This is a genomic window from Exiguobacterium sp. s127 (assembly GCF_018618695.1).
Classification (GTDB): Bacteria; Bacillota; Bacilli; order Exiguobacteriales; family Exiguobacteriaceae; genus Exiguobacterium_A; species Exiguobacterium_A oxidotolerans.
The window spans coordinates 23,946-50,776 of record NZ_JACSMO010000012.1; the positions used below are offsets into that span (position 1 = coordinate 23,946).

27 protein-coding genes are annotated in these 26,831 nt (G+C 49.8%); 17 read left to right on the top strand and 10 right to left on the bottom strand.

The window, feature by feature from the left end:
• The first annotated feature begins 12 nt into the window (after window positions 1-12).
• The gene (locus KNP98_RS16300; RefSeq protein WP_214811960.1) at window positions 13-954 is read left to right on the top strand and encodes an alpha/beta hydrolase; all 942 of its coding nucleotides are present in this window, start codon (window positions 13-15) and stop codon (window positions 952-954) included.
• Between the two features lie 133 nt (window positions 955-1,087).
• On the top strand, window positions 1,088-1,873 hold the full coding sequence (locus tag KNP98_RS13685; RefSeq protein WP_214811963.1) for a PP2C family serine/threonine-protein phosphatase: 786 nt from the start codon (window positions 1,088-1,090) through the stop codon (window positions 1,871-1,873).
• Between the two features lie 286 nt (window positions 1,874-2,159).
• On the opposite strand, the gene KNP98_RS13690 is transcribed toward KNP98_RS13685, so the two are convergent.
• On the bottom strand, window positions 2,160-2,303 hold the full coding sequence (locus KNP98_RS13690) for a hypothetical protein (RefSeq protein ID WP_214766150.1): 144 nt from the start codon (window positions 2,301-2,303) through the stop codon (window positions 2,160-2,162).
• 166 nt (window positions 2,304-2,469) lie between these two features.
• On the opposite strand from KNP98_RS13690, the gene KNP98_RS13695 reads away from it, so the two are divergent.
• The 3 genes from KNP98_RS13695 to KNP98_RS13705 all read left to right on the top strand — a co-directional run bounded on the left by KNP98_RS13695 (window position 2,470) and on the right by KNP98_RS13705 (window position 5,523).
• Entirely contained in the window at window positions 2,470-3,063 is a 594-nt protein-coding gene (locus tag KNP98_RS13695) for a hypothetical protein (RefSeq protein ID WP_214804522.1), read from the top strand.
• A 27-nt stretch (window positions 3,064-3,090) separates the two neighbouring features.
• Complete coding sequence (locus tag KNP98_RS13700) at window positions 3,091-4,284, top strand: hypothetical protein (protein ID WP_214811966.1); 1,194 nt, start codon at window positions 3,091-3,093, stop codon at window positions 4,282-4,284.
• A 267-nt stretch (window positions 4,285-4,551) separates the two neighbouring features.
• Window positions 4,552-5,523: a phosphotransferase gene (locus KNP98_RS13705; protein ID WP_214811969.1), complete on the top strand. Its 972-nt coding sequence runs from the start codon at window positions 4,552-4,554 to the stop codon at window positions 5,521-5,523.
• 127 nt (window positions 5,524-5,650) lie between these two features.
• Here the strand turns inward: KNP98_RS13705 and KNP98_RS13710 are convergent, their stop codons facing one another.
• Window positions 5,651-7,114: a potassium/proton antiporter gene (locus KNP98_RS13710; protein WP_088837188.1), complete on the bottom strand. Its 1,464-nt coding sequence runs from the start codon at window positions 7,112-7,114 to the stop codon at window positions 5,651-5,653.
• Window positions 7,115-7,296: 182 nt separating this feature from the next.
• Between KNP98_RS13710 and KNP98_RS13715 the strand changes: the two genes are divergently transcribed.
• The 9 genes from KNP98_RS13715 (at window position 7,297) to KNP98_RS13755 (ending at window position 17,831) form a co-directional block, all read left to right on the top strand.
• Window positions 7,297-8,169, top strand: a complete 873-nt coding sequence (locus tag KNP98_RS13715; protein WP_214811973.1) for an SDR family NAD(P)-dependent oxidoreductase — start codon at window positions 7,297-7,299, stop codon at window positions 8,167-8,169.
• Between the two features lie 233 nt (window positions 8,170-8,402).
• Window positions 8,403-8,888 (top strand): GNAT family N-acetyltransferase, encoded by a 486-nt coding sequence (locus KNP98_RS13720; protein ID WP_029330260.1) that lies wholly within the window; start codon window positions 8,403-8,405, stop codon window positions 8,886-8,888.
• Between the two features lie 73 nt (window positions 8,889-8,961).
• Entirely contained in the window at window positions 8,962-10,011 is a 1,050-nt protein-coding gene (locus KNP98_RS13725; RefSeq protein WP_088837186.1) for an oxidoreductase, read from the top strand.
• Between the two features lie 461 nt (window positions 10,012-10,472).
• Window positions 10,473-11,558 carry an SH3 domain-containing protein gene (locus KNP98_RS13730; protein ID WP_088837185.1) on the top strand — a complete coding sequence of 362 codons (1,086 nt, stop codon included), beginning with the start codon at window positions 10,473-10,475 and terminating at the stop codon, window positions 11,556-11,558.
• A 159-nt stretch (window positions 11,559-11,717) separates the two neighbouring features.
• A complete protein-coding gene (locus KNP98_RS13735) occupies window positions 11,718-13,397 on the top strand; it encodes a DUF2339 domain-containing protein (RefSeq protein WP_088837184.1) in 1,680 nt (559 codons plus the stop codon).
• 135 nt (window positions 13,398-13,532) lie between these two features.
• Window positions 13,533-14,366 (top strand): iron uptake system protein EfeO, encoded by an 834-nt coding sequence (gene efeO, locus KNP98_RS13740; RefSeq protein WP_088837183.1) that lies wholly within the window; start codon window positions 13,533-13,535, stop codon window positions 14,364-14,366.
• Between the two features lie 2 nt (window positions 14,367-14,368).
• Window positions 14,369-15,610, top strand: coding sequence for an iron uptake transporter deferrochelatase/peroxidase subunit (gene efeB / locus KNP98_RS13745; protein WP_088837182.1), 1,242 nt, complete (start codon window positions 14,369-14,371; stop codon window positions 15,608-15,610).
• Window positions 15,594-17,273 carry an FTR1 family iron permease gene (locus KNP98_RS13750; protein ID WP_214766203.1) on the top strand — a complete coding sequence of 560 codons (1,680 nt, stop codon included), beginning with the start codon at window positions 15,594-15,596 and terminating at the stop codon, window positions 17,271-17,273. The genes efeB and KNP98_RS13750 overlap by 17 nt, the downstream gene beginning before the upstream one ends.
• A 96-nt stretch (window positions 17,274-17,369) precedes the next feature.
• Window positions 17,370-17,831 (top strand): YflT domain-containing protein, encoded by a 462-nt coding sequence (locus KNP98_RS13755; protein ID WP_088837180.1) that lies wholly within the window; start codon window positions 17,370-17,372, stop codon window positions 17,829-17,831.
• 292 nt (window positions 17,832-18,123) lie between these two features.
• Here the strand turns inward: KNP98_RS13755 and KNP98_RS13760 are convergent, their stop codons facing one another.
• A complete protein-coding gene (locus tag KNP98_RS13760; protein WP_214771071.1) occupies window positions 18,124-18,660 on the bottom strand; it encodes a flavodoxin family protein in 537 nt (178 codons plus the stop codon).
• Between the two features lie 151 nt (window positions 18,661-18,811).
• On the opposite strand from KNP98_RS13760, the gene KNP98_RS13765 reads away from it, so the two are divergent.
• Complete coding sequence (locus tag KNP98_RS13765) at window positions 18,812-19,480, top strand: hypothetical protein (RefSeq protein ID WP_088837178.1); 669 nt, start codon at window positions 18,812-18,814, stop codon at window positions 19,478-19,480.
• Here KNP98_RS13765 and KNP98_RS13770 read toward each other — a convergent pair.
• The gene (locus KNP98_RS13770) at window positions 19,466-20,314 is read right to left on the bottom strand and encodes an alpha/beta fold hydrolase (protein ID WP_214811976.1); all 849 of its coding nucleotides are present in this window, start codon (window positions 20,312-20,314) and stop codon (window positions 19,466-19,468) included. The two genes, KNP98_RS13765 and KNP98_RS13770, sit on opposite strands and share 15 nt — an antisense overlap.
• A gap of 113 nt (window positions 20,315-20,427) precedes the next feature.
• On the opposite strand from KNP98_RS13770, the gene KNP98_RS13775 reads away from it, so the two are divergent.
• Window positions 20,428-21,432 (top strand): helix-turn-helix transcriptional regulator, encoded by a 1,005-nt coding sequence (locus tag KNP98_RS13775; RefSeq protein ID WP_214766137.1) that lies wholly within the window; start codon window positions 20,428-20,430, stop codon window positions 21,430-21,432.
• A 133-nt stretch (window positions 21,433-21,565) separates the two neighbouring features.
• Window positions 21,566-21,892 (top strand): hypothetical protein, encoded by a 327-nt coding sequence (locus KNP98_RS13780; protein ID WP_088837175.1) that lies wholly within the window; start codon window positions 21,566-21,568, stop codon window positions 21,890-21,892.
• A 218-nt stretch (window positions 21,893-22,110) separates the two neighbouring features.
• On the opposite strand, the gene KNP98_RS13785 is transcribed toward KNP98_RS13780, so the two are convergent.
• The 6 genes from KNP98_RS13785 to KNP98_RS13810 all read right to left on the bottom strand — a co-directional run bounded on the left by KNP98_RS13785 (window position 22,111) and on the right by KNP98_RS13810 (window position 26,823).
• Window positions 22,111-23,088: a hypothetical protein gene (locus tag KNP98_RS13785; protein ID WP_251135197.1), complete on the bottom strand. Its 978-nt coding sequence runs from the start codon at window positions 23,086-23,088 to the stop codon at window positions 22,111-22,113.
• A complete protein-coding gene (locus tag KNP98_RS13790; protein WP_088837174.1) occupies window positions 23,085-24,131 on the bottom strand; it encodes a DUF58 domain-containing protein in 1,047 nt (348 codons plus the stop codon). Before KNP98_RS13790 ends, KNP98_RS13785 begins: the two co-directional genes overlap by 4 nt.
• A 2-nt stretch (window positions 24,132-24,133) precedes the next feature.
• On the bottom strand, window positions 24,134-25,042 hold the full coding sequence (locus KNP98_RS13795; RefSeq protein WP_029330224.1) for an AAA family ATPase: 909 nt from the start codon (window positions 25,040-25,042) through the stop codon (window positions 24,134-24,136).
• 138 nt (window positions 25,043-25,180) lie between these two features.
• Window positions 25,181-25,396 (bottom strand): DUF3006 domain-containing protein, encoded by a 216-nt coding sequence (locus KNP98_RS13800; RefSeq protein ID WP_157898482.1) that lies wholly within the window; start codon window positions 25,394-25,396, stop codon window positions 25,181-25,183.
• A gap of 12 nt (window positions 25,397-25,408) precedes the next feature.
• A complete protein-coding gene (locus tag KNP98_RS13805; RefSeq protein WP_214811979.1) occupies window positions 25,409-26,275 on the bottom strand; it encodes a ComEC/Rec2 family competence protein in 867 nt (288 codons plus the stop codon).
• Window positions 26,272-26,823 carry a histidine phosphatase family protein gene (locus KNP98_RS13810; RefSeq protein WP_029330219.1) on the bottom strand — a complete coding sequence of 184 codons (552 nt, stop codon included), beginning with the start codon at window positions 26,821-26,823 and terminating at the stop codon, window positions 26,272-26,274. Before KNP98_RS13810 ends, KNP98_RS13805 begins: the two co-directional genes overlap by 4 nt.
• Window positions 26,824-26,831 lie beyond the last annotated feature (8 nt).

Sequence of the window (26,831 nt, forward strand, 5' to 3'; positions counted from 1 at the left end):
GGAGTTCATGTTGTGCGAAAAGGACTAGCAATCGTACTCGCGATACTACTCGTATTCATCGGATTAATCAGTTTTGATGGATACCGCATTCAAAAAACATTAGTCGGCGAGTCGGAAGCGTCACCGATTCTTGCGGGTAAACCGGCTGATGAATCAAGTGACGCCGTGACCAAGGCAACTGAATGGTCTGCTGCCCAACCGTTCGAACAGAAGACGTTCGAGACGGATGGACGCGTTCATCATGCAGACTATCTACCTGCAACAGAATCAACAAACAAATCGGTCATTCTCGTCCCGGACGAGGAACAAGCGACGCCGGACGGAGTTGCACCACTCGTGCAGCTGTATCATGAACAATTCGGCTACAATGTCTTAGTCGTCGAACGACGGGGGCAGCCTGAAAACGGTGGGAAAAAGAATTACGGCTGGCTCGATCGGCTTGATTTGATTGAATGGACGAAACGACTTCTCGAAGAAACAGGGGACGAGAGTCACATCGCCTATCACGGGCTTGGTGTCGGCGGGTCGACCGCATTACTCGCAGCTGGAGAAGAAATGTTACCGACACAAGTCAAAGTCGTCATCTCTGAAGGTGCCTACGCCCGATTTGATGACTGGCTCAATCATTTAGCGGATCAACAGATCAGTTATCCCGCAGGACCGTCACTCGCGATGGCGAGCACGTTCAATAAATTCGAACAGGATTTCTTTTACGGTGACGTGTCGGTGACACGACAAACGAGCAAAATCATGATTCCGACACTGTTCATCCATGGGACGGACGATCAACTCATGCCATCGCGGATGGTTTATGAACTGTATCAAGCAAAACCTGGATTGAAGCAGTTGTATCCGGTCCGAGGAGCGGGTCATGGTCAAACGTATCTCGAAGATCAAGTCAACTATCAAAAACGCTTAAAATTATTCATCCAGCCATTCATGACAACGAATTAAGCCGCATCCCTCACGTCACTACAGCCGTAGTCGAAGTGAGGGGCTTTTTTTTGGATTAACGAAAGGGAAAATGTTCCAAATGACAGCAGGTGTGGTATTCTCGATAGAACAGACAGAATAGGGGGAGTCAGGCATGTTTAGCTGGGTCGGAAGTGAAGAAGCGTATGTCGATCAAATCGACATACGGCAGGTGGGTCCGGTCGTTCTCGGACGGTTCGGTGGCTGCTCGACGGCGGGTCAAACAAAAAACGAAGATGGTTGTCTCGTCATGACGGGGACGGACTGGGAGTTGACCGTCTTACTCGATGCCCATAATTCGGCAGAAAGTGCCGAACTCGTGGCGGAGCAATTTTTGACGTATCAAGAGCGGTTGCATCAGCAACTCGAACAAGCAGCCGAGTCAGTCCTTCCGACGTTCGAACACATCATCCTCGAACTGTTGACGGAAGACACATTTCGCGCACGATGCGAGACGTGTCGGGGGGAGACGGCTTGTTTAGTCGTCGTCCGGAAAGGAAACTATGTTTTTTGGTTGTCGGTTGGAGATTGCATCGCGCATCTGTTCCATCCGGAGCTTGCCGGGTTAGGTCAACACAGTCTCAATCAACGGCAATTCTTTGAATGGATCGGACAAGTCAATACGTTTGCGTTACCTGTCCCGTGTTATACCCGCGGCATCCGTGAACTGCGTCAGGGACACAACCGGCTCTTTTTGACGACGGACGGACTCGTCGAATGTCCCGGTGAACCGTTCAGCGATGCGACGGACATCGGTCGCGCGTTTCGTGGTACGGAGGCGCAGGATGCCGTTTTGACCTTGTTGACGACAATCAAGCACCATGCTGTCCGGGACAGTACGACGATCTTGACGTGGTCGATTGATGTTACAGATGACGTGACACAACCGAGTAATGCTTAGGCATGAACAATTACGTTCGAAAGGAATGAATACAAATGGGTTTTTACATCATGTTGCTGTCATTCATACTAGGAATCTACTTGACAATTTTCAGCATTTCGCGCAGGAAACGGAAGCGTTCCTACATATTGTTTCTCGTCCCGGGGATCCTCCTGGTCATCTTTGCCGTGTATCTCGCAAGACCGCATTAAAAAAAGGGAGATGGATTTCCGGGGCGAACACCGGAGAACCGTCTTCCTTGTTTTTTGTTAATCGAGAGACGTGCTCCCGTTTGAGTCAACACCGCTTAGGGGGTTTGCTCATCAAGCGGTTCGATTTGTTCCGTTTCGACAGGTGGATCCAGTTCATCTGCTTCGTTCGTCAAAGGAAACGCGATCCCGGCACTGGTCAATAGCGTGATGAGTGCGGCATTCGTTAGTGTTTGGCGCATCGTTGCTCACTCCTTCTTTTGTTATCCTACGAAATTGAAAAAAGAAAAGTTACACTTTTTGATTATTCTGAACATTTAAGTGGGATTCGTCAAGTAATCGTCATCTTCACCTAAGTATTTTTCCCGATAAACCGTTATACTTAAACATGGAAAAGAGGGATGTCGCTTGAAATTAACGAAAGCTAACACACGCATTTTTGAATCATTGTTACCCCGTTTGAACGTTAACGCGGAAGAACCGGAGCGAACGGACATCGAACGTCAACTGCAGGCTGATTTGTATGAAGCGCAGCGGCAACAACGACCGTTCGAAGAAGTCCATGGGCAAACACCGGAAGCGCGACTCGACACGATGATCGCAGCGATTCCGGAACAGCGTCGTGCTGAGACACAAAAACGCTGGACACGGAACTATGTCTCAAGCATCTTGATGTATATTTTCATCGAGGGAATCGATGGCGTCTTTCAGTTCGCACTCGCCGACTATTTGTTGTTCTCGATCATCGCCTTGTTCTTGATTGACGCGATGTCGATCTTAATCACGTCACCGAAAATACGTGACGTCAAAGGACGTATCTGGGGACAGTTCATCATCAGTTTCGTTTTATTTGCAACGTATAAAGCGGTCTTGATTACATTCGTCCCGAATCCCGATGTCATCTTCCAAGTCAGCGGGACACCCTCTTACATCATCGGAGTCGGTGGTCTGATTGCGTTATACCTCTACTGGTCGAAGAACCCGCTACGAAAACGCGCCTAAACGAATCGAGAGAGGAGTGGACGGATCATGGAATTTACGCACTGGAAAAGACGCTTACAGGATCACTTCGAACGAATGGGCTTTAACTTACGGATTGAACGCCTGGCCATGCAAGACATCATTAAGCTCGAGGCGACTCACGGAGCCTTTTTGTTCTTCCCCGTGACGATCAACTTATATGAACGGATGGGCTGGAAAATGATTGCGATTGAATCGCACCATCCGGATACGGTCGAGGATGCGTTCGCCGAAGCACAAATCGAATCGTTGTTCCAACTGACGATGGTGACATTCGAAGAAGAAGAGCGTGAGTTTTTACTCGGCTTCTATAGCAATACCGGTCGTTATTTGACAGACCGTCAATCTCCGACGGGGCAGTTGCTCGCGGCAATCGAACGGGAGTGGTATGACGGAGAAACGATCCGGATTGAAACGTTCGAGGAATTTCCTGGACTGTTCGTGGCACCACCGTTCGCACACCAAGCGTACGCATTCGCCGCAGCGGAAGGCAAATGGCACATGTTCGTCGGGCGGACGGGACGCCCGGCGAACGATTACCGGTTCGATGGAGCAGTCCTGATGCCGCACCGGATTGCCGATAATGAACTGTTCACGATGACGCCGCTTGCGGTTGCGATTGATGATACGGCAGGATTGCGCGACCAATTGCATGAGGAACGGTCAGAAATCAAACGATTCCACACACAAGCGATGGAGACGATTCGTGACTACGATCCGTCGTTCGGCTTCGCTTGGCGCGGGACGGTCACATTCTTTCATGGCATTCCCGTCGACCCTTTTGCACAGCGGTTATGGCTGGAAGACGGACAAAAACGGTTCCGGATCATGCAAAAAGCATCCCAACGGATTTTAGCACTCGGCGACACGTGTACCGAAGCGATTCATGCGCTTGACGAGGCCGTCAGCGCCGGTGAAACGGACGGGACACCCGTCAGTGCTGTCGGACAACTCATCCTCGGGATTTGGCAACAGTTTGAGTCCGATGAACGGACCTACTTGACAGAGGTCGTCTGTACCGGGATTTCACGGACACAGGCGGAGAACCGGATCCGGCATGGCTTAGCGCGCCAAGAGGCAGTCAATTGGATTGAACGTGCACAAAACGGACGTGACCACTTCCAGTTCGCAGGACTATCCATTACATTACCGCACCGCCCACCCGGAACGATCGAGATTAGACGAGAAGAGGAACAACGATGAACGTCAGCTACACTCGCGAAACTGTCTGATACGACTTCACGCATCAGACAGTTGACGGACCACTTCGATGTCTGGTGTATTCGTCAGCAGGAACAAACGTTGGTAGAAAACAAGTAAATTCTATTGAATGAGGATCGAACCCCCGATGTCTTCGCCCTGCGAAAAAACGTCGGGGGTTTTTTCGCATAAGTTAACAGTTCAATCGATTCTGGCGCCTGTCAAGGCGAAAAAGTTCGTAAAAAATAACGGAGATAACAGGAGAAACAAATGGAGTCATACCGATTTGATCAGATTTGTGTATTGTTTGATTTAGGCGAACGGACAGAAGACCCACGCCCCCTTTCCGGCGGTTTCATCCATGACATGTATGGACTGAGGACGACAAAAGGACATTATGCTGTAAAATGCTTGAATCCGCAGATTATGAGACGACCTGACGCGTTTGCGAACTTCAAAAACGCGGAAGATTTTGCATTGCTTGTAGGTCGGCACCTTTCCGCTCTTCCGGCAAAACGGATACGGGGGGAAGCGGTGCAACAGATAGCTGACGAGTACTTTCTTATTTTTGACTGGGTCGACGGCAACCTGCTTTCCTTGAAGGAGATCCAGCCATCCCATTGTAATACCATCGGGACCTATCTCGCAGGCTTACACCAACTTGATGCTGGCATGGTCCCCGCAGTGGTTGGAACGATTAGCCACGAATGGACAACTCATCTCATAAGAGGCCAAGCAATCGACGCCGAGTGGAGTGTTGCCCTAAGCGAAATCACCGAGGCGTTAAAAGTGTGGAACGAGCGAGCAGTGCGAGCAGAAGCGTTCCTATCCAACGCTTGGGTCATGAGTCACCGCGACTTGGATCCTAAAAATGTCTTATGGACGAAAAACGACCTGGTCGTCATTGACTGGGAATCGGCGGGTCCGATTCATCCTGTCCTTGATGTCCTTGAGACGGCGCTTTACTGGTCAGAGGATGAGACGGGGCATCTGAACAAGCAGAAGTTTCAAGCATTTTTTAGTGGTTACACAACGAAAAATAACCTAGGGGATGCGAAATGGTCGGCTGTAATCGCCTGTAGCTATTCGAGCAAACTTGATTGGCTCGCTTATAATATCAGCCGGACATTCAGTGCGGATAAAACGGAGCGACGAATCGGTACAGAACAGGTGAAACAGACGATTCTCGACTTAAAACGCCACACGGACCGGATGGAGACGCTGAAAGGCTGGCTGACTTAAACGTCGCAACAACATCCATCTGGGATAGGACTCTTACGTCTGAACAAAGTACCGGACATCCCGTCCAACATCCATCACAGGACCGATGATCCCGCTTTTTTCACGGAATCATCGGTCCTTTTTAACTTTAAAGACCAAGCGAGGCAATCAGCTTTCGAATCCGTTCTTCCGATTGTTTCGGCGTCAGAATCAGGAGTTGATCGCCACCAATCAATCGTGTCTGACCGCGGGGGGTAATGATGGCATCGTCACGAATGACGGCGACGACGAGCAGATCCTGCGGCATCTCAATCTCTTGCAATGTTTTCCCGTCAATCCGACAGAACGACGGGACACTGACCTCGACGATTTCAGCATTCGGATTTGCGACTGTCATGAATTGAATCAACGGCTCAATCCCGATCGTTGGTTTCACTTCGAGCTTCATGACACGGACAATCCACGGTAAGGCCGTTCCCTGCAGTAAAGCCGATGTCATGACAGTGAAGAAGACGATGTTGAACAAGAGATAGGAGTTCGCAAGTCCGCTCGAAAGCGGATAGGTCGCAAGGATGATTGGTACGGCGCCGCGTAGTCCGGCAGCCGTGATGACACTTTGCTCCCGGTAATTGTAGTGAAAGGGAAGAAGTGAGATGAAAACAGCGAGTGGTCGTGCGACGAGAATCAGCGTCACGACGATGATGCCTGAAATGAGCAGCATCTGCGGATCGAGCAGTTGGCGCGGGAAGACGAGCAGTCCGAGCATGATGAACATCCCGACTTCTGCCAGATGCGACAAGCTGCCGCTGAAACGAATCAAGATGTCGCGGTAAATCATGTCGTGGTTACTGATCCAAATGCCTGTCACGTAGACGGCGAGGAAGCCACTCGCATGGATACTCGTCGCGATCCCGTAAGACAGTAAGGCGCCGCTGATCAAGAGTGTCGGATACAGGGCCGATGCTTGAAGCTGAATCCGGTTCATCAATTGTGTCAAGAACCAGCCGATACAGAGACCGACGAGTAAACCGATTCCCATTTCGTAGAATAAAGACAGGACGCCACTGATAATCGAGAAACTTTCCGGATCGAGCGCAAGTTCTGTAAAGAGAATCGTCAAAAAGACAGCCATCGGATCATTTGTTCCGGACTCCGCTTCCAGTGTATGTTTGACCTTCTCATCGACAGGACGTCCGCTCAGTAAGGAAAAGACAGCCGCTGCATCGGTCGAGCCGACGAGGGCGCCGACGAGTAACGCCATCGGCCAGCTGAAATCAAGAATGAAGTGGGCGACGAGTGCAATCAAGCCAGTCGTGATGACGACGCCGACCGTCGCAAGCGAAAGGGCAGCAGGGAGGACTTGCCTGAAATCGCCCCATTTCGTGTTGAGACCGCCATCGAACAAAATGATGACGAGGGCGATTGTTCCGAATAGACGCGCTTGTTCAAAGTCAGAAAAAGCAATCCATCCTGCGACATCCGTTCCTGCAAGAATGCCGACGAACACGAATAAAATCAAGGTCGGGACGTTGAGACGAAAGGAGAACTTGGTCGTGATGATTGCGAGTAGTAACAAAATACCGGCAAGTAGTAAGACGGTTCCTTCATGCACATGCATACCTCCTCGAATCGGGGCAGGGTTCTCTTCTGTTACGTTTAGTATACGCTATTCACCTCTTTTGCAGGCGGAGAAGTCTTTTTTTGAAATGATGTGTATAAATCGACGGAAAAAGGAAAACACTCAATATATATGCATGTAAACGAAGAAAGCGTAATTAGAGGAGGAAAATGGAAATGAACATATGTATCGTGACAGGCGCAAACTCGGGGATGGGAATGGTGACAATCCAAGCGTTGCTTGAACGGGGGGACCGCGTCATTGCGACCGTCCGCTCAGAGAAGAAAGCAACACTGCTCGTCCAAATGTTACGTGAACATGGGGTGTCGCATACGAATCTTGAAATCGAAATCGTTCAACTTGACCGACTGGAATCCGTCCGCCGGTTTGCAGACCACTTGTTTGAGCAGATTGGTCGCATCGATCGCCTGATTTTAAATGCCGGGGTCATGGTCCCGCCGTATCATTTGACGAAAGACGGCTTCGAATCCCAGTTCCAAGTCAACTACCTGAGTCACTTCTATTTGATTGAACGCTTGCTGCCGCTCCTTCAACACGGAAACGATCCACGGGTCATCTCGATTTCATCGCTCGCCGGGGAAGGTGGACTCGTCCGAACAGATATCGAACTGGAATCGATTGCCCATGTTAAAAAAGAACAATACAACCCGATGCGGTCGTACCGCGAATCGAAATTGCTACAGATGGTCCACATGCGTGAACTCGCGGACAAGTATGGGGACGATGTGACATTCGTCAGCGTCCATCCCGGCATCGTCAATACCGACTTGTTCTATCGTGGCAAGTACGGCAAAGCGATGAAGGTGCTTTTAAAGCCGATCGCTCAAATCGGTTACTGGACCGGGAAACTGTATACGCCGGAGTACGGGGCGAAAACCGCACTGTACCTCGCGACGACGAATGACCGGCTCGACAATGGCGGCTATTACGCCGATTCCGCACCACGTCTCAGTAACCCGGTCGTCGAGGATACGCGCTACCGTGAAGATGCGCGCCGTCTATCGAAAAAATGGGTCGGACTCGACTGAAGACAAAAAAAGGCCTACCGGCTCGTGGGAAGCCGGTAGATCCACGTTGTGAAGACTGGGGGTCTGATCACACTTTTAGAATACGATATTTAAAAATAAAATTGTAGAATATGAAAAAAATCACAAAATGATGCGTTTTTATGATTTTTTTTTAGCGATGCGAGCAAAACGGTTTTCTTCTGGTGCAGTTTTCGTTAGGATAAAGAAGAATTTTTGCTTACAGGAGGTACAACATGATACGACTAGCTACATCACAAGACGTTCGAAACATCGCAACACTACTCGAGCACAAGGCGCTCGCACTCCAAGCGACGGGCAGCACACAGTGGTCTGCTTACCTTGAACAAGACATCGAAACACTCGTCCAAGAGGATCTTGATGCCGGAAGACTGTTTGTTTTTGAAGAAAACGACCAGTTGCTCGGTTCCGTTGCCCTGCTTCCTTCGATGGAATGGGATCGCTCGTTATGGGCAGATACAGAAGGTCTTTATATCCACCGGATTGTCGTCAGTGATTTGGCGAAAGGACGCCGCGTCGGAAAACAACTTCTTGATTATGTAATCGAGTTGACGGATTACGAAGGGGAAACACTTCGCCTCGACTGCGTGGCGTCAAATGCATTTTTAAACGACTATTATACGTCGGTCGGTTTTACGTACCAAGGAACATATGACGGATTTTCGACATATGAGTACGAACGAATCGAAGCGACGGCATAATCGGTCATTTGTTCAAGACAAGTCGTAGCCGCTTTGTTAAGGTAAAAGAAAAGTAATTGCGAGGAGTGATAGGATGCGACTTCAGATTGGCTTCATCGGCTTCGGTAAGAGCACGACCCGTTATCATCTGCCTTATGTCATGATTGATCCCCATTTCGAGGTGACGTGGATTTATAATCGGACGGCAAAACCGGAGTTAGAGGAAAAATATATGGACAAGCTTCCCGCAGTCCAGTTCACGACGGACCTCGACAAGATGTTGTCGGACGAGAAGCTTCAAGTCGTCGTCATCAACACACCGCCTGCGACGCATTTTGCCTATGCCTTGAAGGCGTTGCAACAGCAGAAGCACGTCCTCGTCGAAAAACCTTTTACCGTCACAGAACAAGAAGCGGTGCAACTGTTTGAGGAAGCACGTAAGCAAGGCGTCAAGCTACTCGCCTATCAAAATCGGCGTTTCGATAGCGACTTTCAAGCCGTCGCCCAAGTCATTGCGTCCGGAAAGCTCGGTCGCATCGTCGAAGTCGTCTCGCATTTCGACTTGTATCGCCCGGATGCGAAGCCGGCGAATACGGCGAATGAGAACGGTGCGCTCTATAGTCTCGGCGTCCATACGATTGATCAAATCATTGCCTTGTTCGGAAGACCGAACCAAGTCGCTTATGACATCCGAACCGTCCGGGGTACTGCGATTCCGGACGATACGTTTGCGCTTGATTTTTATTATGACGATTTCAAGGCGAGTGTCCGAACGAGTCATGTCGCACTGGCACCCGCTCCGCGCTGGATGATTCATGGGACGAACGGGACGTTCATCAAACAGCATGTCGATCGGCAAGAGCTTGACTTAAAAGCAGACTACTTCCCAGGGGAAGAAGGATTCGGGGAAGATTCGGAAGATGATTTCGGTCGGTTACTCTATCATGATAACCACAATCATCTTCAAAATGTCCGGATTCCGAGTCCGATTGGTGACTACGGTAAATTATATCGGGCATTTTACCGGAGTATCGTTGAAGATGCCCCTCTTCCAGTGACGGAAGAAGAGACGACGTTCGTCGCCCATGTGCTCGAGCAGGCGTTCACTCAACCGTCACCGTTTATCGTCAATATTAAAAATTGAATTTCATTTAAAAAGCTACAGGGTCGCGACCGATTACTTTTCGTGCTTTAAAAGCGATTCAAGACGGATTGCGCTTTAAAACGTCTCCATGCCCGGCTTTTTGGTCACGGTATTAGCTAAAAAGCGTCATATTTCGTTGACTCCTACGGGAAAAAGTGCGTTTTTAACGCACGTTCAGAGGCAGGCAAGACCCTGCTCGTTGTCCGTAAGGACCAAGGAGCAACGGCTTGCGCCTCGCCCGAGGAACGCAACGAACAAAGACGCTTGATCTCCCGATAGAACTTTGTCTACAGTCTGAATCTTCTTGTTGTGCATATACAACAGGAGGATTTTTTTTGTTACAAAGAATGAAGATATTTCTATTTTTTCAGAATTTTCTTTTGAAATCATGATTATTATTTCAATAACTTGGGAAAAATGGTGTATATCATCGTATTGTCATTCTGTTAAGGGGGTCTATCATGAAGAAGTTTTTTTCAAGTGTCATCGTCGCTGGTGTTCTGTTTGGCGTATTCAGTCCGTCGCTCGTCGCACATGCCGCCACGAAGCTGACCATCACGACCGCAGTCTTACGTGTCCGTGAAAAGCCGACGACCTCAAGCAAGATTCTCGGGAATGTCGTCAAAGGAAACGTCTATACGTTAAAAGGAACATCGGGAAGTTGGTACAAAATCACCTATAAATCACGGACGGGGTACATACACAAAGATTATGTGAAGACATCGACGACGTCCTCGAAATACACATCGACCGGCACGAAGTATACGACGGTCGGGACGTTAAACGTCAGAACGGGCCCGAGCACAAAATACAAATCCGTCACCCAGCTCGGTAAAGGGGTCAAAGTCGCAACGTATGGCACGTCAGGGAGCTTTACACGTATTTTGTATAGCGGGAGCTACCGCTATGTCTCGACACAGTACTTAACGAAAACGAAGCCAACGAGCAGTACGACTAAAAAATTAAATGTCCCGTACTACAATCAATACACGTTAGGCTACCCGTCAGGTTGCGAGTTCGTCTCGTTGAAGATGGCGCTCGCCTACAAGAAAAAGTCTGTTTCGGCTGCGTCGCTCTATAAACAACTACCGAAAAGCATCAGCAATGCGACCTACAAAAATGGGAAATACTACTGGGCCGATCCAGAAAAAATGTTTACGGGTGATCCGGCCGGGACGCTCTCTTACTACAAAAACTGGGGCGTCTATCCAAAAGGCATTCTCCCGCTCGCTAAAAAATACCGGAGTGGCGCCGTCGATATCTCCAAACAAGGTGTCAGTAAGATTGAACGTGAAATCCGGAGCGGGAATCCCGTCATCGTCTGGGCGACCGTTGATTTCAAAAATCCATATGGCTACTTCTCTTGGATCAAGCCGGACGGCAAAACGTTCACCGGGTACCGGAACTATCACGTCATGCTCGTGACGGGTGTTTCAAGCAGTTCGTTCTACGTGTCTGATCCGTACCGTGGGAAATACGCCGTCAGTCGCGCACAGTTCACATCTGTTTATAACACGACGGGACAATATGCGTTATCCGTTCGTTAACCGGTCTCCTGACAAACGACTTTCACCTTTTCCAAAAGGGCGGAAGTCGTTTTTTTTCGTTGAATCGTCACCTAACGTTTCCTTATTTTTGAAAAAATAAGAAAAAGGCAGAAGAAACAGGTACACTAGTACCATCTAAAATAAAGAAAGGGTGGAATGATGGAAGAACAACGAATCACCCAACTGGAACAGGAACTCGAGGCGTTGAAGTTACGTGTCGCGCAACTCGAACAGCTGCATCCTGTTCCGCATCCAACGTCGACTCCGGAGCAAAGTACGGTCGCGACACCGAAAAAAAGACCCGCCTTCGTCAAAAAAGACGACACGTTTTCACCAAAAATCAAACAAATCCGGACGCGCGATGAGTGGGAACACATGATTGCGACCATCTGGTTACCGCGCATCGCCGCAATTTTTGCCGCGATTGGGGCAATTTTCTTATTTTCTTACGCCTCGATCTCCGGCTGGGTCAATCCAGCGGTCCGAGTCGGCAGCGGAGTGCTCATCGGATTGCTCTTAATCGGAGTAGGCGAGTATCAGTATGAGAAAAAGCGACGAGAACTCGGCGTCGGGCTCGTCGCGACGGGGACCATCGTTTCTTTAGCCGCCTTGTTCGCTGGCATGGCGTTGTATCAATTCTATTCGCCGGGTCTTGCCTTCTCGCTCGAACTCGTCATTTTATTCATTACGTTCGGATTAATGTTATGGATGGCGTCACGTGTCCTCCTGATTCTCGTCTCAATCACCGGATTTTTACTCCCGTTTCTGCAACTGGCGGACGAAGCGAACGTTTCGTTGTTTTTACTGTATGAAGTGATATTGTTCGCCGCCTTGTTCTATGCCGCGGTTCGCTTAAAAACGATTCTCGGTTTCGTCGTCAGCTGGGGATTCCTGACGATCGCTCTTGTTACAGCGATGAGCATGGTCGGCTTTTCACCACCGTCCACGTCTGACGAAATCTCACTGCTTGCTGCGTCGCTCGTCAGCTACATCGGGACCGCCTTCACTGGGCAACGTCTCCGGATGAAGTGGAATTATCCGAGTTACGGGGCCGGTCTTATTGTGATTGCGAGTCTAGCCGTCATCGATTGGCAGTGGGGGACACTGATTGCCCTCGCGCTGGCAGGGCTTGCCTATAGCATCGCTAACTACTCAAAAGATGCCTGGCACAATGCAGTCGGTCACGCGACGGTGTTCTACGCGATCACGCAAATTCCCTATGACATACTCCGACTGAGCGAGCAGTTCGAAACCCTGTTGTTCGCCTGCATCCTGATCGGCCTTTGGTTCGTCAAACGCCAGCACATGCCGTACCAACGGATGATCGCTCTCGCTTTGTATGTCTACTTCATCTTCGACCAGATTACGCAGTCGGGTATGTACGCGGCAATGAACGACTCGTTTCGTCTTTCGGTCGTCGCCTTAGTACTTGCGACGAGTGGTTTAATTTATTTACTCGTGCAACAACACCGCGCGATGGTCGAGGACGGGACGTTCCAGATCAGTCTAGTTGTCGCAGCCGTCGGCGTCCTGACGACGTATACGTTACTCGTCATGGAACTGCCGTTTTATGACGGACTCGACGAAACGAATCGCAGTACGACATTATCGGTTGCCTACATTTTACTTGCCTTGCTTCTCGTCACGATTGGTCGGATCCGTAATTTGTCCGTCTGGCGATTATCCGGTCTGCTGCTACTTAGCGTCAGTGCGATTAAGCTGTTAGTGTTTGATTTATCGTTCTTGACGCTCGTCCAAAAAGCGTTTGTCTTTATCGGGTTTGCAATCGTAGCGTTCATCATTTCACGGACGTATTTTAAAAAGCGAAAAAACAACTAAATGAGCAAAAACCCGTCCTGATGACGCTCGTCAGGACGGGTTTTTCATGTTAGCTCTAAATTTATATTGATAACGATTATCATTATCGTCTATACTAACAACTGAACTTACTTAACGATTTGGGGGAAATGAATCATGTCACATAAGAAAATCCTTACGGCGAGCGTCTTGTCACTCGCGACCTTGTTAGCTGCTTGCGGGGAACAAGAAACAACGACAAAAGCGACACCGAAAACAGCGGACGGCCAATTCGATCAGGTCGTCGCCGATTACCGCGATTATGCGATCAATGAACTCGATGCCTTCACGAATAAAACAGAAGCCTTCACGACGGCCGTCAAGGAAGGGGACCTTGAAAAAGCGAAAGCGCTCTATGCACCGGCGCGGATGCACTATGAACGGGCGGAACCGATCGCGGAAGTTTTCGGTGACCTCGATCCGAAAATCGATGCCCGTGCAGGTGACGTCAAGGAATCCGAGTGGGGCGGTTATCACCGGATCGAACAAGGCTTGTTCGAAAAGGGAACAACAAAAGGGTATGAGCAATACGCGGAGCAATTGATGCAGGACGTCCACCTCTTGCGTGCAAAAGTCGAAACAGTCGACGTGACACCGGAGCTTCTCGTGACGGGGGCAACGGATTTATTGAATGAAGTCTCGACTTCGAAAGTGACAGGCGAAGAAGACCGCTATTCACATACCGATCTTTATGATTTTGCAGCGAACGTCCAAGGGGCGGAAAAAATTTATCAGTTATTGAACCCGAGCCTGATGAAACAAGACGACGCATTGTCAAAAGAGATCGCAGCGCGCTTTGAAGACGTCAATGCCTTGTTAGAAGCGAAGAAAACGGAAAAGGGGTACGTCCTCTATACGGACTTATCAAAAACCGACGTTAAACAGTTGAGTCAAGCCATTAACGAACTGGCAGAACCGCTGTCGAAGATGGGCATCGTACTGGAGGGATAATCATGACACGACCAACATTAGAGGCTGGCATGACGCGGCGTGATGTCTTAAAAGTCGCCGGCCTGACCGGTCTCGGTGCAGCTTTTTATGCAAGTGGTGTCGAACGCTTCTTACCGCGCGCCTTGACGGCTAAGGCGTCCGATCAAGTCCCGTTTTACGGCACCTATCAAGCGGGCATCATGACGCCGGCCCAAAATCATGTCCAACTCGTCGCTTTTGACGTCAAGACGGATCGCCGCGACGAGCTGATTGATTTATTGAAGCGCTGGACGCGGGCTTGCGCGCGCTTATCAGCAGGACTATCGCTCGGCGAAACAGATAGTGCCTACATCCCACCGGACGACACCGGTGAAGCAGAGGGGTTATCTGCAAGTCACTTGACGTTCACGTTCGGTTGCGGAATTAGTTTATTTGAAGGGGATCGTTTCGGCATCGGCCATAAACGCCCGGCACTCTTACGAGATTTACCGACATTTGATTTGGACCAGCTCGATGAGAAATGGTCCGGCGGGGACTTGATTGTCCAAATTTGTGCGGACGACCAGCAAGTCGTCTTCCACGCGTTACGCAACTTGACCCGAATCGGACGGGGTGTCGTCAAGATTCGTTGGACGCAAGCCGGTTTCCAGCGGTCGAAAGTGGCAGATGCGACAGGCGGGACACCGCGGAACTTGTTCGGATTCAAAGATGGGACAGGCAATCCTGACGTGACGAAAGCAGCGACGCGGGAGAATACGCTGTTTTATCAATGGCGTGATGGTTCACCTTGGCTGACGAACGGGACGTTTCTCGTCGTTCGCCGGATTCAGATGCACCTTGAAGTCTGGGACCGGACGATTTTGAAGGAGCAGGAGCGGACATTCGGGCGTGAACGGGCGTCCGGGGCACCACTCGGTTCAAAAGATGAGTTCGCGTCCGTTACACCGACGAAACGGATCGCACGGGGGGAAGCAGAACTACCGGCAGACTCGCATACAGCAGTCGCGCATGGTGAAGGAAAGGTGCAACTGCTCCGACGCTCCTACTCCTACCAGGATGGCGTTGATGAGACGACAGGCGCATTAGACGCCGGTCTGTTGTTCCTCTCGTATCAGCGATCGCCGGAGCAGTTCATCACGATCCAAGAACGGCTCGCAACTTCTGACCGGATGAATGAATACATTACTCATCGTGGAAGCGCGCTGTTCGCGTGTTTCGGCGGCATTCAAAAAGGAGGTTACATCGGTGATGCGCTCTTTGCTTAAAGCTGCCTTACTCGTGTTCCTTATATGTAGCACGCTCATCCCCCATGCGGGTGCAGAGGCGAAAACCGATGCACTTTACGTGTCGATTGGTCAAGCCATCTCAGCCGTGAAGGCGGAAGATCGCGATGCACTTTCAAAACGAATCGCGACGTTAGCTAAACAATCAAAGGAACTGGCTGACTCAGATGAAAAAGCCGTCATCTTAAAGCGTTTATCGACGCTGAAACAACATCAGGATGCGTCGTTCGCGACGATCAGTGCGGACTTGACGGCACTGTCGACGGCCGTCCGGACGCTCGAAGACACAATGCGTCCCGCGCAGGATGCGACGGCCCGGACCCGTCTGCTTGATTTGCATGAAGTGACCAAGCAAATGCGGCAAGCGGATGCGGGTGAGCGAAAGAAACTCGAACAGACCTTGTTAAAGGAATGGACGGCCCGTGAGAGCGTCGTCCGGGAAGAAAGCATCGGTCACTACGGAAAAGTCGAGATGGCGTTATCTGCGATTCGCATCGCACAAGCGCGCCAGACATTCGACCAGACGGAATGGAACGAGGCCCTCGACCAGTTTGATACAAGCATCGACTCATTCGTCGAAGGGGACATCGTCAAGACGGCATCAGTCGAATTGACCGATTTGATCCGTTTACTCGATCAGGCGTCGGATGCGCTCGTTGCAAAAGACCTCGACGGGGCGCGGTCGACTTTGACGACGTTCATCGCCCAGTGGCCGAGCGGAGAAGGGGCGGTCCGGACACGAGACAGTGCTTTATATACGCAAGTCGAGACGGACGTCCCCTTATTGCTCGCCCGCTTAAACGGGGAGACGCGGAACGCGACAATCACTTCGTTACAGGAATTAAGCGCATCGCTCGGACAACTGACCGACCAGACGAGCTATACGTTCGTCGACGCGATGCTCGTCATGGTCCGGGAAGGACTTGAAGCGTTGCTGATTATCAGTGCGCTCGTCGCCTTAACACGTAAAGCGAATTTACGGGGGGAACGGCACATCTGGTTCGGAGCCGTCCTCGGGCTTTTAGCGAGTGGTCTGCTTGCGCTAATCATTCAATTTTTCTTCTCGACCGCGCTCGCAAGTGTCGGACGAGAGCAAATTGAAGGATGGACCGGCTTGTTCGCCGTTCTCGTGATGTTACTGGTCGGAAATTGGTTACATTCGAAAACGGCCATTACTTCCCGTCAGACGCAACTCGTGTCCGACCTATCGCGGACTTCACTCTTCATCGTCAGTTTCTTGACGATTTTCCGGGAAGGTGCGGAGACATTACTCTTTTACGTCGGGATGGCACCGGCGATGACGCCACTCGCCTTAGGTGGAGGCATTTTGGCAGCTGTTCTCTTGATCGGACTCGTGTCAATTGCAGTCATCTATTTCGGTGTCCGTTTGCCGATTCGCCGTCTATTCTTAGGCGCGACCATCTTAATCTATATGATGGCCTTTAAGATACTCGGTGTAAGTCTACATGCGCTCCAACTGACAGGTGTATTGCCTGTCCATCCACTTGCGCTGCCGCCCGTCGCCTGGATCGGATTTTATCCGACGATTGAAACCGTGGTGCCGCAAGTGCTGGTAGGTCTCATCATCATCCTGACCGTACTTCGTAAACAACGACGCGGCACGTCACTAAAGAAAGTTTCATAAGCAGTTTTTGAAATCCATGTTTTATTCATTATGTTTCGGGAATAACTTTATATTGAGACAGCCAACTGAGGCTTAGTATGAAGGAGATGAACGAACATGATTGAAACACGTATTGTCCGTGACATGACTGGCGTCGATGCAGAAATAACGAGTTTAAAGTCAGGCGGGTATTCAAATAAACAAATTTATATTTTTGCAAAAGACGAGGAACTGGCAGAACGGATTGCGAACGATACACAGACGCTTGCTTACCGCGTTACGAAAAAATCTTTTTTTGAAACATTGATGGCGACCGTCCGTAGTAATCGAAAAGATCGTATCGCCCAACTATCTGAACTTGGCATGACGAAAGATGTTGCAGAAAGTTTGGAAGATGAAGTCCGCCATGGCCATATCGTCATTGTCGGATCAAAGTCAGACTTAATCAACCCGGCCTATGCCGCATCTTACGTCGCAGATGAATCGAAAGATTATGGAGCGGGTGTCCCGAAGCTTGAAGAAGAGGAAACGACGACAACCTTGCCTGCCGACCAAAATGTGAAGCTCAAAAACGACTAAACAGTCAAAAGACGCATTTGCGATTGCAAATGCGTCTTTTTTTGTCCTATACGACTTAACGAGAAGGCTCGATCGGATTTAAGGGAGTGGAGTGAGAATCAAGTCGTGGTCGCACGACCCGTATTTCTTCATCCGTTTGAAATAGCTGTTCTAGTAAAACGATATGGTTGCGTGTCTTAAGTCGTTTCCACTTGCGTTCATTGCGTTTTTTCGACTGTAACATCTATCGCCACCTCCGATTAGTCTGACTACAGAATGGAACTAATCAAAAGATTCCCTTACATAACTTTCCTTAAACGTACGCTTTTGACATTTTTTCTCGGAACGCATCAATCTCTGCAAGGGCGACCGTATCGCGTTCGACGTCCCCCGGTGCATTCCCTTCCGCGAGGATCGCCGTTTCAAGATGGGCTCCTAAAAAGGTCGCGATATGCTCGAACTGTGTCACAAGGGCGCGTCCTTTTTCTTTCGGATCATCGCCGCCGACAGCAATCAGGTGGAATCGCTTGCCTTGCATCCGCTCACGGAAACGTAAGTCTTCATCACGCAACGATTCACTGAAGCGGTCGATGAAGAGCTTCATCTTCGTGGACATCGAATACCAGTAGATCGGCGTAATGAACACGATGTCGTCATGCTCGAGCATTTCTTCCACGATCCGCCGGTAATCATCGCCAATCGGTAAGAACCCACCATGATGCCGCCGGTCTTCCACAGGTTGAATCATCGTGTTGGCTAAATCGACCGACACATGAGGAATGCCCTCGAATGCGCGGACACCGAGCCATTCACTGTTCCCTTTTCTAGAACTGCCGTAAATCGTATACATCTTCGTTTCATCTCCTTTATTAATCGCTATTTGTCCATTGTAAGACAAAGGAAACGTTGAAATAAACTGATTTGCTTCTAAGAATGGTTTTGAAAACCGGGATTGCGGAAAAAGACTATCAGCACACCAGGAAAAGAGGAGGATACGTCTGATGGAAAGAAGTATTTTGATTGCTTTAGAAAAACACCTTTATGTGATGCACCATGATTTAGACGGTCTCGCTCGTCTCATCACGAAAAAGTTCGTTCATCTCAGTCAAGTCGCAGCGTCCGTCGAACATTTTCGTCGGATGAGCTTTGATATCTATAAATCACGGGAATCGTTGGCTCAAATTTCGCCGCAAGTCCTCTATGAGACGGCACTTGATTATGAGGACTGGCTTGAAGAGGAGTTTGATCAAATCCCACCGAGCTGGATGCTCAGCCGTGATGAGGAACTAGCACTTGATCAACTTTGGTGGTTTGAATTTTTCCGGATTCAAGCTGAACTCGAGGAATGGCTCAGCCTGTACTTAATTCGTCGAATCCGTGAAGACATTCGGTATGTACCCCCTGTCATTGAAAAGAACGCCTATGCATTATCGGACGACGCCCGTCATGTCTTTTGGCGTTTGTTGCAACGGTCCGTTGCCAAACCTTCGTCGAAAATCAAAGCGAATCAACTGTCCTGTCGAATGGGCATCGCAGAAATCGCCCGCTGTGCCCGCTTGAACGAAGAACGGACGGAGCAGGCGATCGACGAATTGACGGCCCGGGGAATCATCTCGATTGTCGAGGAAAATGAAAAAATGAAGCTACATGTTCGTTTACAGGTGATTTAATGTGATGAAGCGTTCAATCATTCGTTCATCTCGTCGTGCTGAAGGACCAATCCAAATCAAATGACCCGGACTTTTCGATTCGATGAACTGGGCATGGGGGATCAGACACTGCGTATAGCGGGCATGCTCGAACGGGACAGCGCGATCGGCTTGTGAATGGACGATTAGGACTGGGCAGCTGACCGTTTCGAGTGTCTGTCGCTCAAGCTGCTGAGTGATGTCGAACAAGACGCCGCGCCCGGGACCGTTCTGTAGTCCGACGGCATACAATAAGCGTTCATCCTCATGCGTCAAGAGTGACCGAATGTCACTACGTTGCAACAGGCTCGTCATTTCGACCATCCGGACGGACGCCTCTTCAGGAAATTTTTTTAACTTATCTTTAACATATGTCCATAATACCCACTGAATGAAGTGGAGTGGACGTTGCAAGAGCGGTTGAATCAATACGTTCTGGTATGGAAGTGAAATTTGATGAGACATCGCACACGCTAAAACGAGTGAGCAAGCAGCATCGTTTTGGCTCGCTAGGGCGATTGCTGTCGGACCGCCTGCTGAGATACCGTAGATGGTATAGCGCGTAAAACCGCGTGCTTGCATCCAACCTTTATAAAACGCAGCTAGCTCGACAGGAGACTCCGCTAACCGCAGCGGGGTTTTTCCGTATCCGGGACGTGACGGGACAATCACGCGGTACCCGGCTTGAATTAATTTTTCGACATGATAGATTTCCCGGTAATCGGACTGTGTACCGTGGATTAACAGAATGATGGGACCTGTTCCGCTATCCCGGTAATCAAATTGTTGTTCCTTCCATTCACCAATCAAATGCATCCAAATTCTCCTAACGATATAAATTTTACCAATTTATTGTTAATATTATTATTTATTTACGGTATACTCGAAGTATAATCAAATACCGTAACGATAGGAAATGAGGATGTACCGTGCCTACTGAAAAATTATCAAACCGTGATCGCTTACTGGCTGTTCGGGATATTTTTGAAAAATACTCGGACGAAGAGGAGACCTTGACGTTAGAAGACTTGAGTATCGCTTTATCAAAACGAGGATTGATTGAAAAATTATCAAGAAAATCGCTGAAGGACGATATTGAGGCCCTCGCGAAAGCAGGGTTTGATGTCGTCAAAGAAGAGACGAAAAATGGACTGGCGACGCCATATCATCTCGTCAGCCGGCGGTTTGAGCATCACCAGTTGCGTTTACTCGTCGACGCGATTGCAAGTGCGAAATTCATTTCGGAAAGTGAGACGAAGGCGCTTGTTCGAACGATTCAATCATTGACGAGCGAGCGGTTGGCGAAGACGTTGAACCCCGTCATCCATACGGTAAAAAAACCAAAAGGAATGATTCCGTTCTCGATCGATACGATTCAAAAGGCGATTACGGAACAAGAAATCATCAGCTTTCAGTACCAAGGGAAGTTTAATGAACGGACGCGGAAGTTCGAGCTCCGCCGAGATGGTGATTTTTATCTCGTCACACCAGCGCACCTAATTGTCGATAACGGGAACTATTACTTAATCGGTCGTGATGAACGTGTCCAGCAGATTCGGACATATCGTGTCGACCGGATCGTCCAGTGCAGTGTATTCGAACCTGCAGAGACTCCGGTCGAGGTGGATCCTTCCTACTTGAGTAACATGTTCAACATGTACGGAGGGGAAGATGAGCAACTGACGTTAAAATTTCACGAAAGCGTCATGCCGACGGTCGTCGATCGATTCGGGACGGATATCCGCTGTCGACGAATCGACGAGGAATGGTTCGAGGTTAAAGTCAGTGCCCTCTTCTCGGAAGGCTTCATGATATGGTTGATTCAATTTGCTAACCAAGCTGAAATCATCGAACCGAGCATCCGTCGTGAAACCTTTAAAGAGAAGGTCCTTCAGTTGGCGCGAATCTATCAGGAAAGTTCTGTTGTAAACTAATGCTGCGAAAAGTGTCCTTGCAAGTGAAAGGACACTTTTTGTCGTTTTTTGTCGTATATTCATATTTGAATATTTTCGCGTATCTTTTCCGTCTACTATTAAGGGTATCTGATACTTATGTAGGAGGAACGTCATGCAACAGATGGAAAATCGCCGTACACGGGGCTGGATGGATGGACTATTGTATCTATTCTTCGTCTGTCTATCCTATACTTCCTGGTACCTATTGTTTATTTTCGCTTTTAACTTACTTTTTGCGGAAGAACTATTAGAAACGATGGATATCGTCATTTTTGGTTTTAGTCCACTCTTTGCACTAGCCATTACAGTCTTTTCGATTCGTCTCTTTAAACGTCGTGGTCAACTCAAACATATCCCGGTAATTCTTGTCGTCTATTCGCTTGCAACGAGTATTTTACTGTATTATTCAATCGCTTATTCGGTCTTACCACGGCTGTAACGAGACTTGCATCATCCCGTTATTTGGAATATGCTACGCTTATAGCTCATGCCAATAAGGGGGGATACCATGAACACACAGTATATCCTCGACTGGATGCCGTTAGTGCTTCCTGTCGGTGCAATCGTCTTTATCGTCGTCATCGCACGTAAAGCATCGAAAATTGATTCAACTAAATGAAAAATCTCCATTCTCTGTTACAGAGATGGAGATTTTTTTTATTGTTCAATACGTTCCCGAACCTGACGACGGAAAACTTGTAAATCATAGGCGGGTTCACTTTGACTAAACTCGATTCCGTCGATCAAGCGGGCATTGCGTTCGACTTCCGGGAAGGTGATTCGCTCAAGCCATTCGTATGTCGTCTCATCGCGTTTGCGTGGAAAGGCTTGCTCCAATTGCGAGGCGAGTTGGAGCAACGGATGCTGACTGTGCTTTTTCGCGACCTTCGTCCGCTTTTTGGCGGTTGGTCGGACGATCTCGTCCTGCTCCACCGTGACGACGCGTCGTTTACGGAGGAAATAGAACATCAGTCCGACGACGAGGAGAGCCAGTCCGAGGGCGGCATAATTAAACACCTGGACCGTCGCGACGTTCATTGCCCCTTGTTTGATGGGTTCGACCGCTTCCATATTGCCGAGGCTTGCACCAGTCTGCATTTTTTCATCGACCTTTTCCGAAAGCGGAATCGTCCACGTAAAGAGTGAACCGAATATCTCGAAGGCGGGGCGCATTAAATTTGCGACGGATCCGAACAATGCTTCCTTCATCAGGCGAAGAAGGAAAACGAGCAAAAAGCTAAGTCCGAAGGCGAGCGTGACGCTCGTCAAAATCCGGCGCCACTCGACGAAATGTCGCTTTAAGAATGGCGTCAGGACGAGTAGACCAAGCAAGACATAGGCGAGGAGCGGTGGTGTCAGTCCGGGGTACAAGAAACAAATCCCGACGAAGACAGCACCTGTCAAAGCAAAGCGGTACTCGAGTTCGATCGTCTCGAGGAAGGCACCGATCGCAGTCGCTAACAATAAGAAGATGCTGATCAATGGTGATACATAAAACAGGGCGAGCGCAGCAATCACTTGCAGAAGAATCCGGACTTTCCGAACGGGTAGGACGGCAAGCAGCGCAAAGGCAAGCAACGGGAGTGCCATCGTCTGTAAGAGACTGATGATGAGTAACCACCAGAGCAACATCATGCGCTCACCTCCTTTTGCCGATGACCGAGGTGGATCGCGGCAGTCGTCGACGGGACGGCCCGTTGGAGACGTTTCATGAAGTAGCGGCGCTCAAGCGGTAAGTCGTACTCTGACAGGCGCGCCAAACACTCCATCGTCCGTAAAAACTGTTCCTTTCCTTTTCCGGACGGAACATGATACCACTGACCATCCCGATTGACCATCGAAATCCAAAGACTGTAAGAGGCACCTTGTTTTTCAAGTTCCCGGATGATTGTCGCACCACGGGACAGCAGTTTTTCAAAGTCACTCCGTAAGGACAATCCGTCACCGGACAGACCGTCGATGATGACGGCATAATCATGATTCCGGACACGGTCGTATTGATAGGAATAGAGTTCGCTCGTCTTCGCATATGCTGACCAGTAAATTGTCTTGGCGTCTCCCGCATAAGGGACGACGGAATGAAAGCTCGATCGGTCCGTGAACGGGCTCGACCGATCAACCGTCTCACCGGGGATTTGCCGTTCGTTCCATTCGACGGAAGCAGGGGCGAAGTCCGGGAAGACATGCCCGAGTTGTTGAATCGGTAATGTCAAGTAGACCGTCATCGTATGGAACGGATCTGAAATCATCACATCGAACGACTGAATCCGAATCGTTCCGCGATGTGCGGCGATGACGTCAATTTCGAACGGAACGATTTGATTTTTACCGACGAACAGATGATGCCGCCAAAATTGACTGCCTGCACCATCGATTCGGACCTGATCCCCGAGCAAGCCGGATACAGTGACTTTACCGAGCGGAAACCTTGCCCGGTTTTCTAAAGCAAACGGGATGGCGAGTTCATCGTCACGAAAGGCACGTGTCGTTTCGACCAGTCGGACGTCGATCTGATTAGCTAAGTATTCGAGACACTTCGGCATATACCAGCCGTAGAGGACATAGGCGACGAATAGACTGGCGAGGACGAGTGAACCATATAGGGCGCAAAAGACACCACTTACCCCGACTAGAAATAAGAAGATGGGATGGAATGCTTTAGGTGTAATCAATTGCATGGTTACACCTCAGTCGGTACAGTCAAAGATTCAAGGGTTTGTTTGACGAGTCGTTCATTCGTCATCTTTAACGTCGCTTCAAGGGTCAAGACGAGACGGTGGGCGAGCAAGGGGGTGGCCAAGCTCTTGATATCTTCCGGCGTCACGTAATTCCGCTCATGCATCCAGGCGCGTGCTTTTGCCGCTTTCAGCAAGGCGAGCGTCGCCCGCGGACTTGGACCGATTTCGATGTCACGGTGCGCTCGTAGGGCGTCACATACATCAAGGAGGTAGTCCTCGACCGTATCTTCGATGGTTACGGCTGCGACTTCCTGTTTCCAGGCGTTCAATTGCTCGAGTGGGAGATGAAGATCCATCGCCTCGAGATGCGCGCCCCGCAAAAGTGCTTTTTCAGCAGTCCGGTCGAGCGGCGTGAACGAAAGTTTGAATAGAAAACGATCGAGCTGAGCTTGAGGCAACGGGAACGTTCCTTGTCCATCGAACGGGTTTTGTGTCGCGATGACAAAAAAGTGTTGCGGTAACGTATAGGACGTGTCACCGATTGTGACTTGTGCTTCCGCCATCGCTTCAAGGAGCGCTGACTGGGTGCGCGGGGTCGTCCGGTTGATTTCATCGACGAGGACGATGTTGGCGAACAGAGGACCGAATCGTTGTTCGAATGAGCCGGTCAACGGATTGAACAACTCCATTCCGAGTAAATCGGTCGGTAGCGTGTCGGCTGTACACTGGACACGGGAAAACTTCGCATCGAGCGACTGCGCCAATGCCTTAGCGAGTGTCGTCTTGCCGGTACCCGGTCGATCTTCCAGTAAGACATGTCCTTCGGCGAGCATGCCGATCAACAGATGATCGATGACATGGTCCTGCCCGAGGACGGATTGTTTTAAGGATGTACGTAGTTGTTGAAACATAAAATAATTCCCCCTTGTTTTCTTCTTCTCACTAAAGTGTACGAAAATTCAGATAAAACCGCCAGTAATTCTCGATATTCCTTCTAAATAATTCCATTAATCCGTAAAAAAGCAGACACGCTGTGTCTGCTTCCTGCGTCAATCCTCAAACAGTTCATCCATCAACTGGTCGATTTCCTGGCGACGCGCCACCGTCTCGGTACGTAAAATCCGGATCGAGCGCCCTTGCCATTCCAGCCGATCGCCGACTTCTGCTGCGACCGGCAGTCGTTCTCGCGGGAGTTGAATCGTTTCCCGTGCTTCCGTCTCACACAAGGCGAATGCCTCCTCAAAAGCTGTGACCGTCATCTTCATCGTCATGCCTCCTTAGTTCGGACGGAAGTCTTTGCGACTTGTGACGGTAATCGCCGTCCCATCCGATGTGTATTCAATCGTCCCCATCCGGTCCGTCCGGTCGATTGTGATGCTCTCTGCTGCTAAGGCATTCATGACTATCGGCCGGGGATGGTTGTAGGCATTTCCTTCTCCCGCTGAAATTAAGGCACGTTCAGGGTGGACCGCTTGCAGAAATGGAATCGACGACGATGTATCGGCACCGTGATGACCAATCTTTAAGACATCTGCCTTGACGTCAATTCCGGCTGTTAGTAATTGTTGCTCCGTCCGAGTCGGCGCGTCCCCCATGAAGAGGAACGTATTCTCCTCGTGCGTCATCTTCAGGACGGCACTCCAACTGTTTAAATCACGGGTCCCGTCCGTCAAAGGAGCGATGATCTCAAAATCGGCTGATTCACTCGGAATGACGACGCCGGCTTTCGCCGTTTTGATTGTCACCCCTTCATTTTTAACAGCAAGCAAAAAGTCACGATAGGTATCGGTCGTGTGATTGACACGCGGGGCGTAGACTTGGTCGACATCAAATGCTTCAAGGACGGTGTCGAGTCCGCCGATGTGATCGGCGTCAGGGTAGGTCGCGATGACGGCTGTTATGCGTCTCACCCCAAGCGCTTTTAAGTAGCGGACAACGTCATCTCCTTTCCCATTGTTGCCGCCATCAATCAAAATCGCGTCCGTCTTCGTCCTGATGAAGGTGCTGTCACCTTGTCCGACATCAAATCCGTATACCGAGACCGTCGTTTCGGCACGGTCGGTGCGTAGCGCTTCGTCTTCCCGCGTCATATAGAAAATGATGATGAGACCGAGGGCGAGCAGAATCGTCGAAGCCCATTTCATCGTCTAACCTCACTCTTTTCAAATTGATAGAGCATCCCGTTGCGCGGGTGACGGAAGCGGGGGCCGGTGTAACCACGTTTTTTCAGTGCCGTGCGCATCAATAACATCATTCCGCCGTGACCGACGAGGAGAACGCGTTCATTATTCTCGAACGCCAATTGATTCAACAACACTTCAATGCGTTGGTTGGCATCTTTAATCTGCGCCTGAATCCGTTTGCTGAACGGAGCGACGAGCCGACCGATGATCGCCCAGGCGAGGAAGGGGAGGCGAATCCGGGAATTGATTGTCGGGAACGGCACTTCCCGTAAAAGGTCGGTCACGATGATCTCATCCTCATAGACACTCTCCGCTGTCTGGATCGCCCGCGGCATACTGCTCGCATAACAGATCGTCCAGTCCGTCTGTCCGAGTTCGACCGGTTTGACATCGATCGCCGAGCTATCGTACCGTTCAATCCAAGCTTCGATATCGGAAGCGCTAATCCAACCTTTCGTCGGATATCCTTCTGTGACCCGGTGGTGTCTGACTAATCCAATCGTTTTCATTTTTGTTC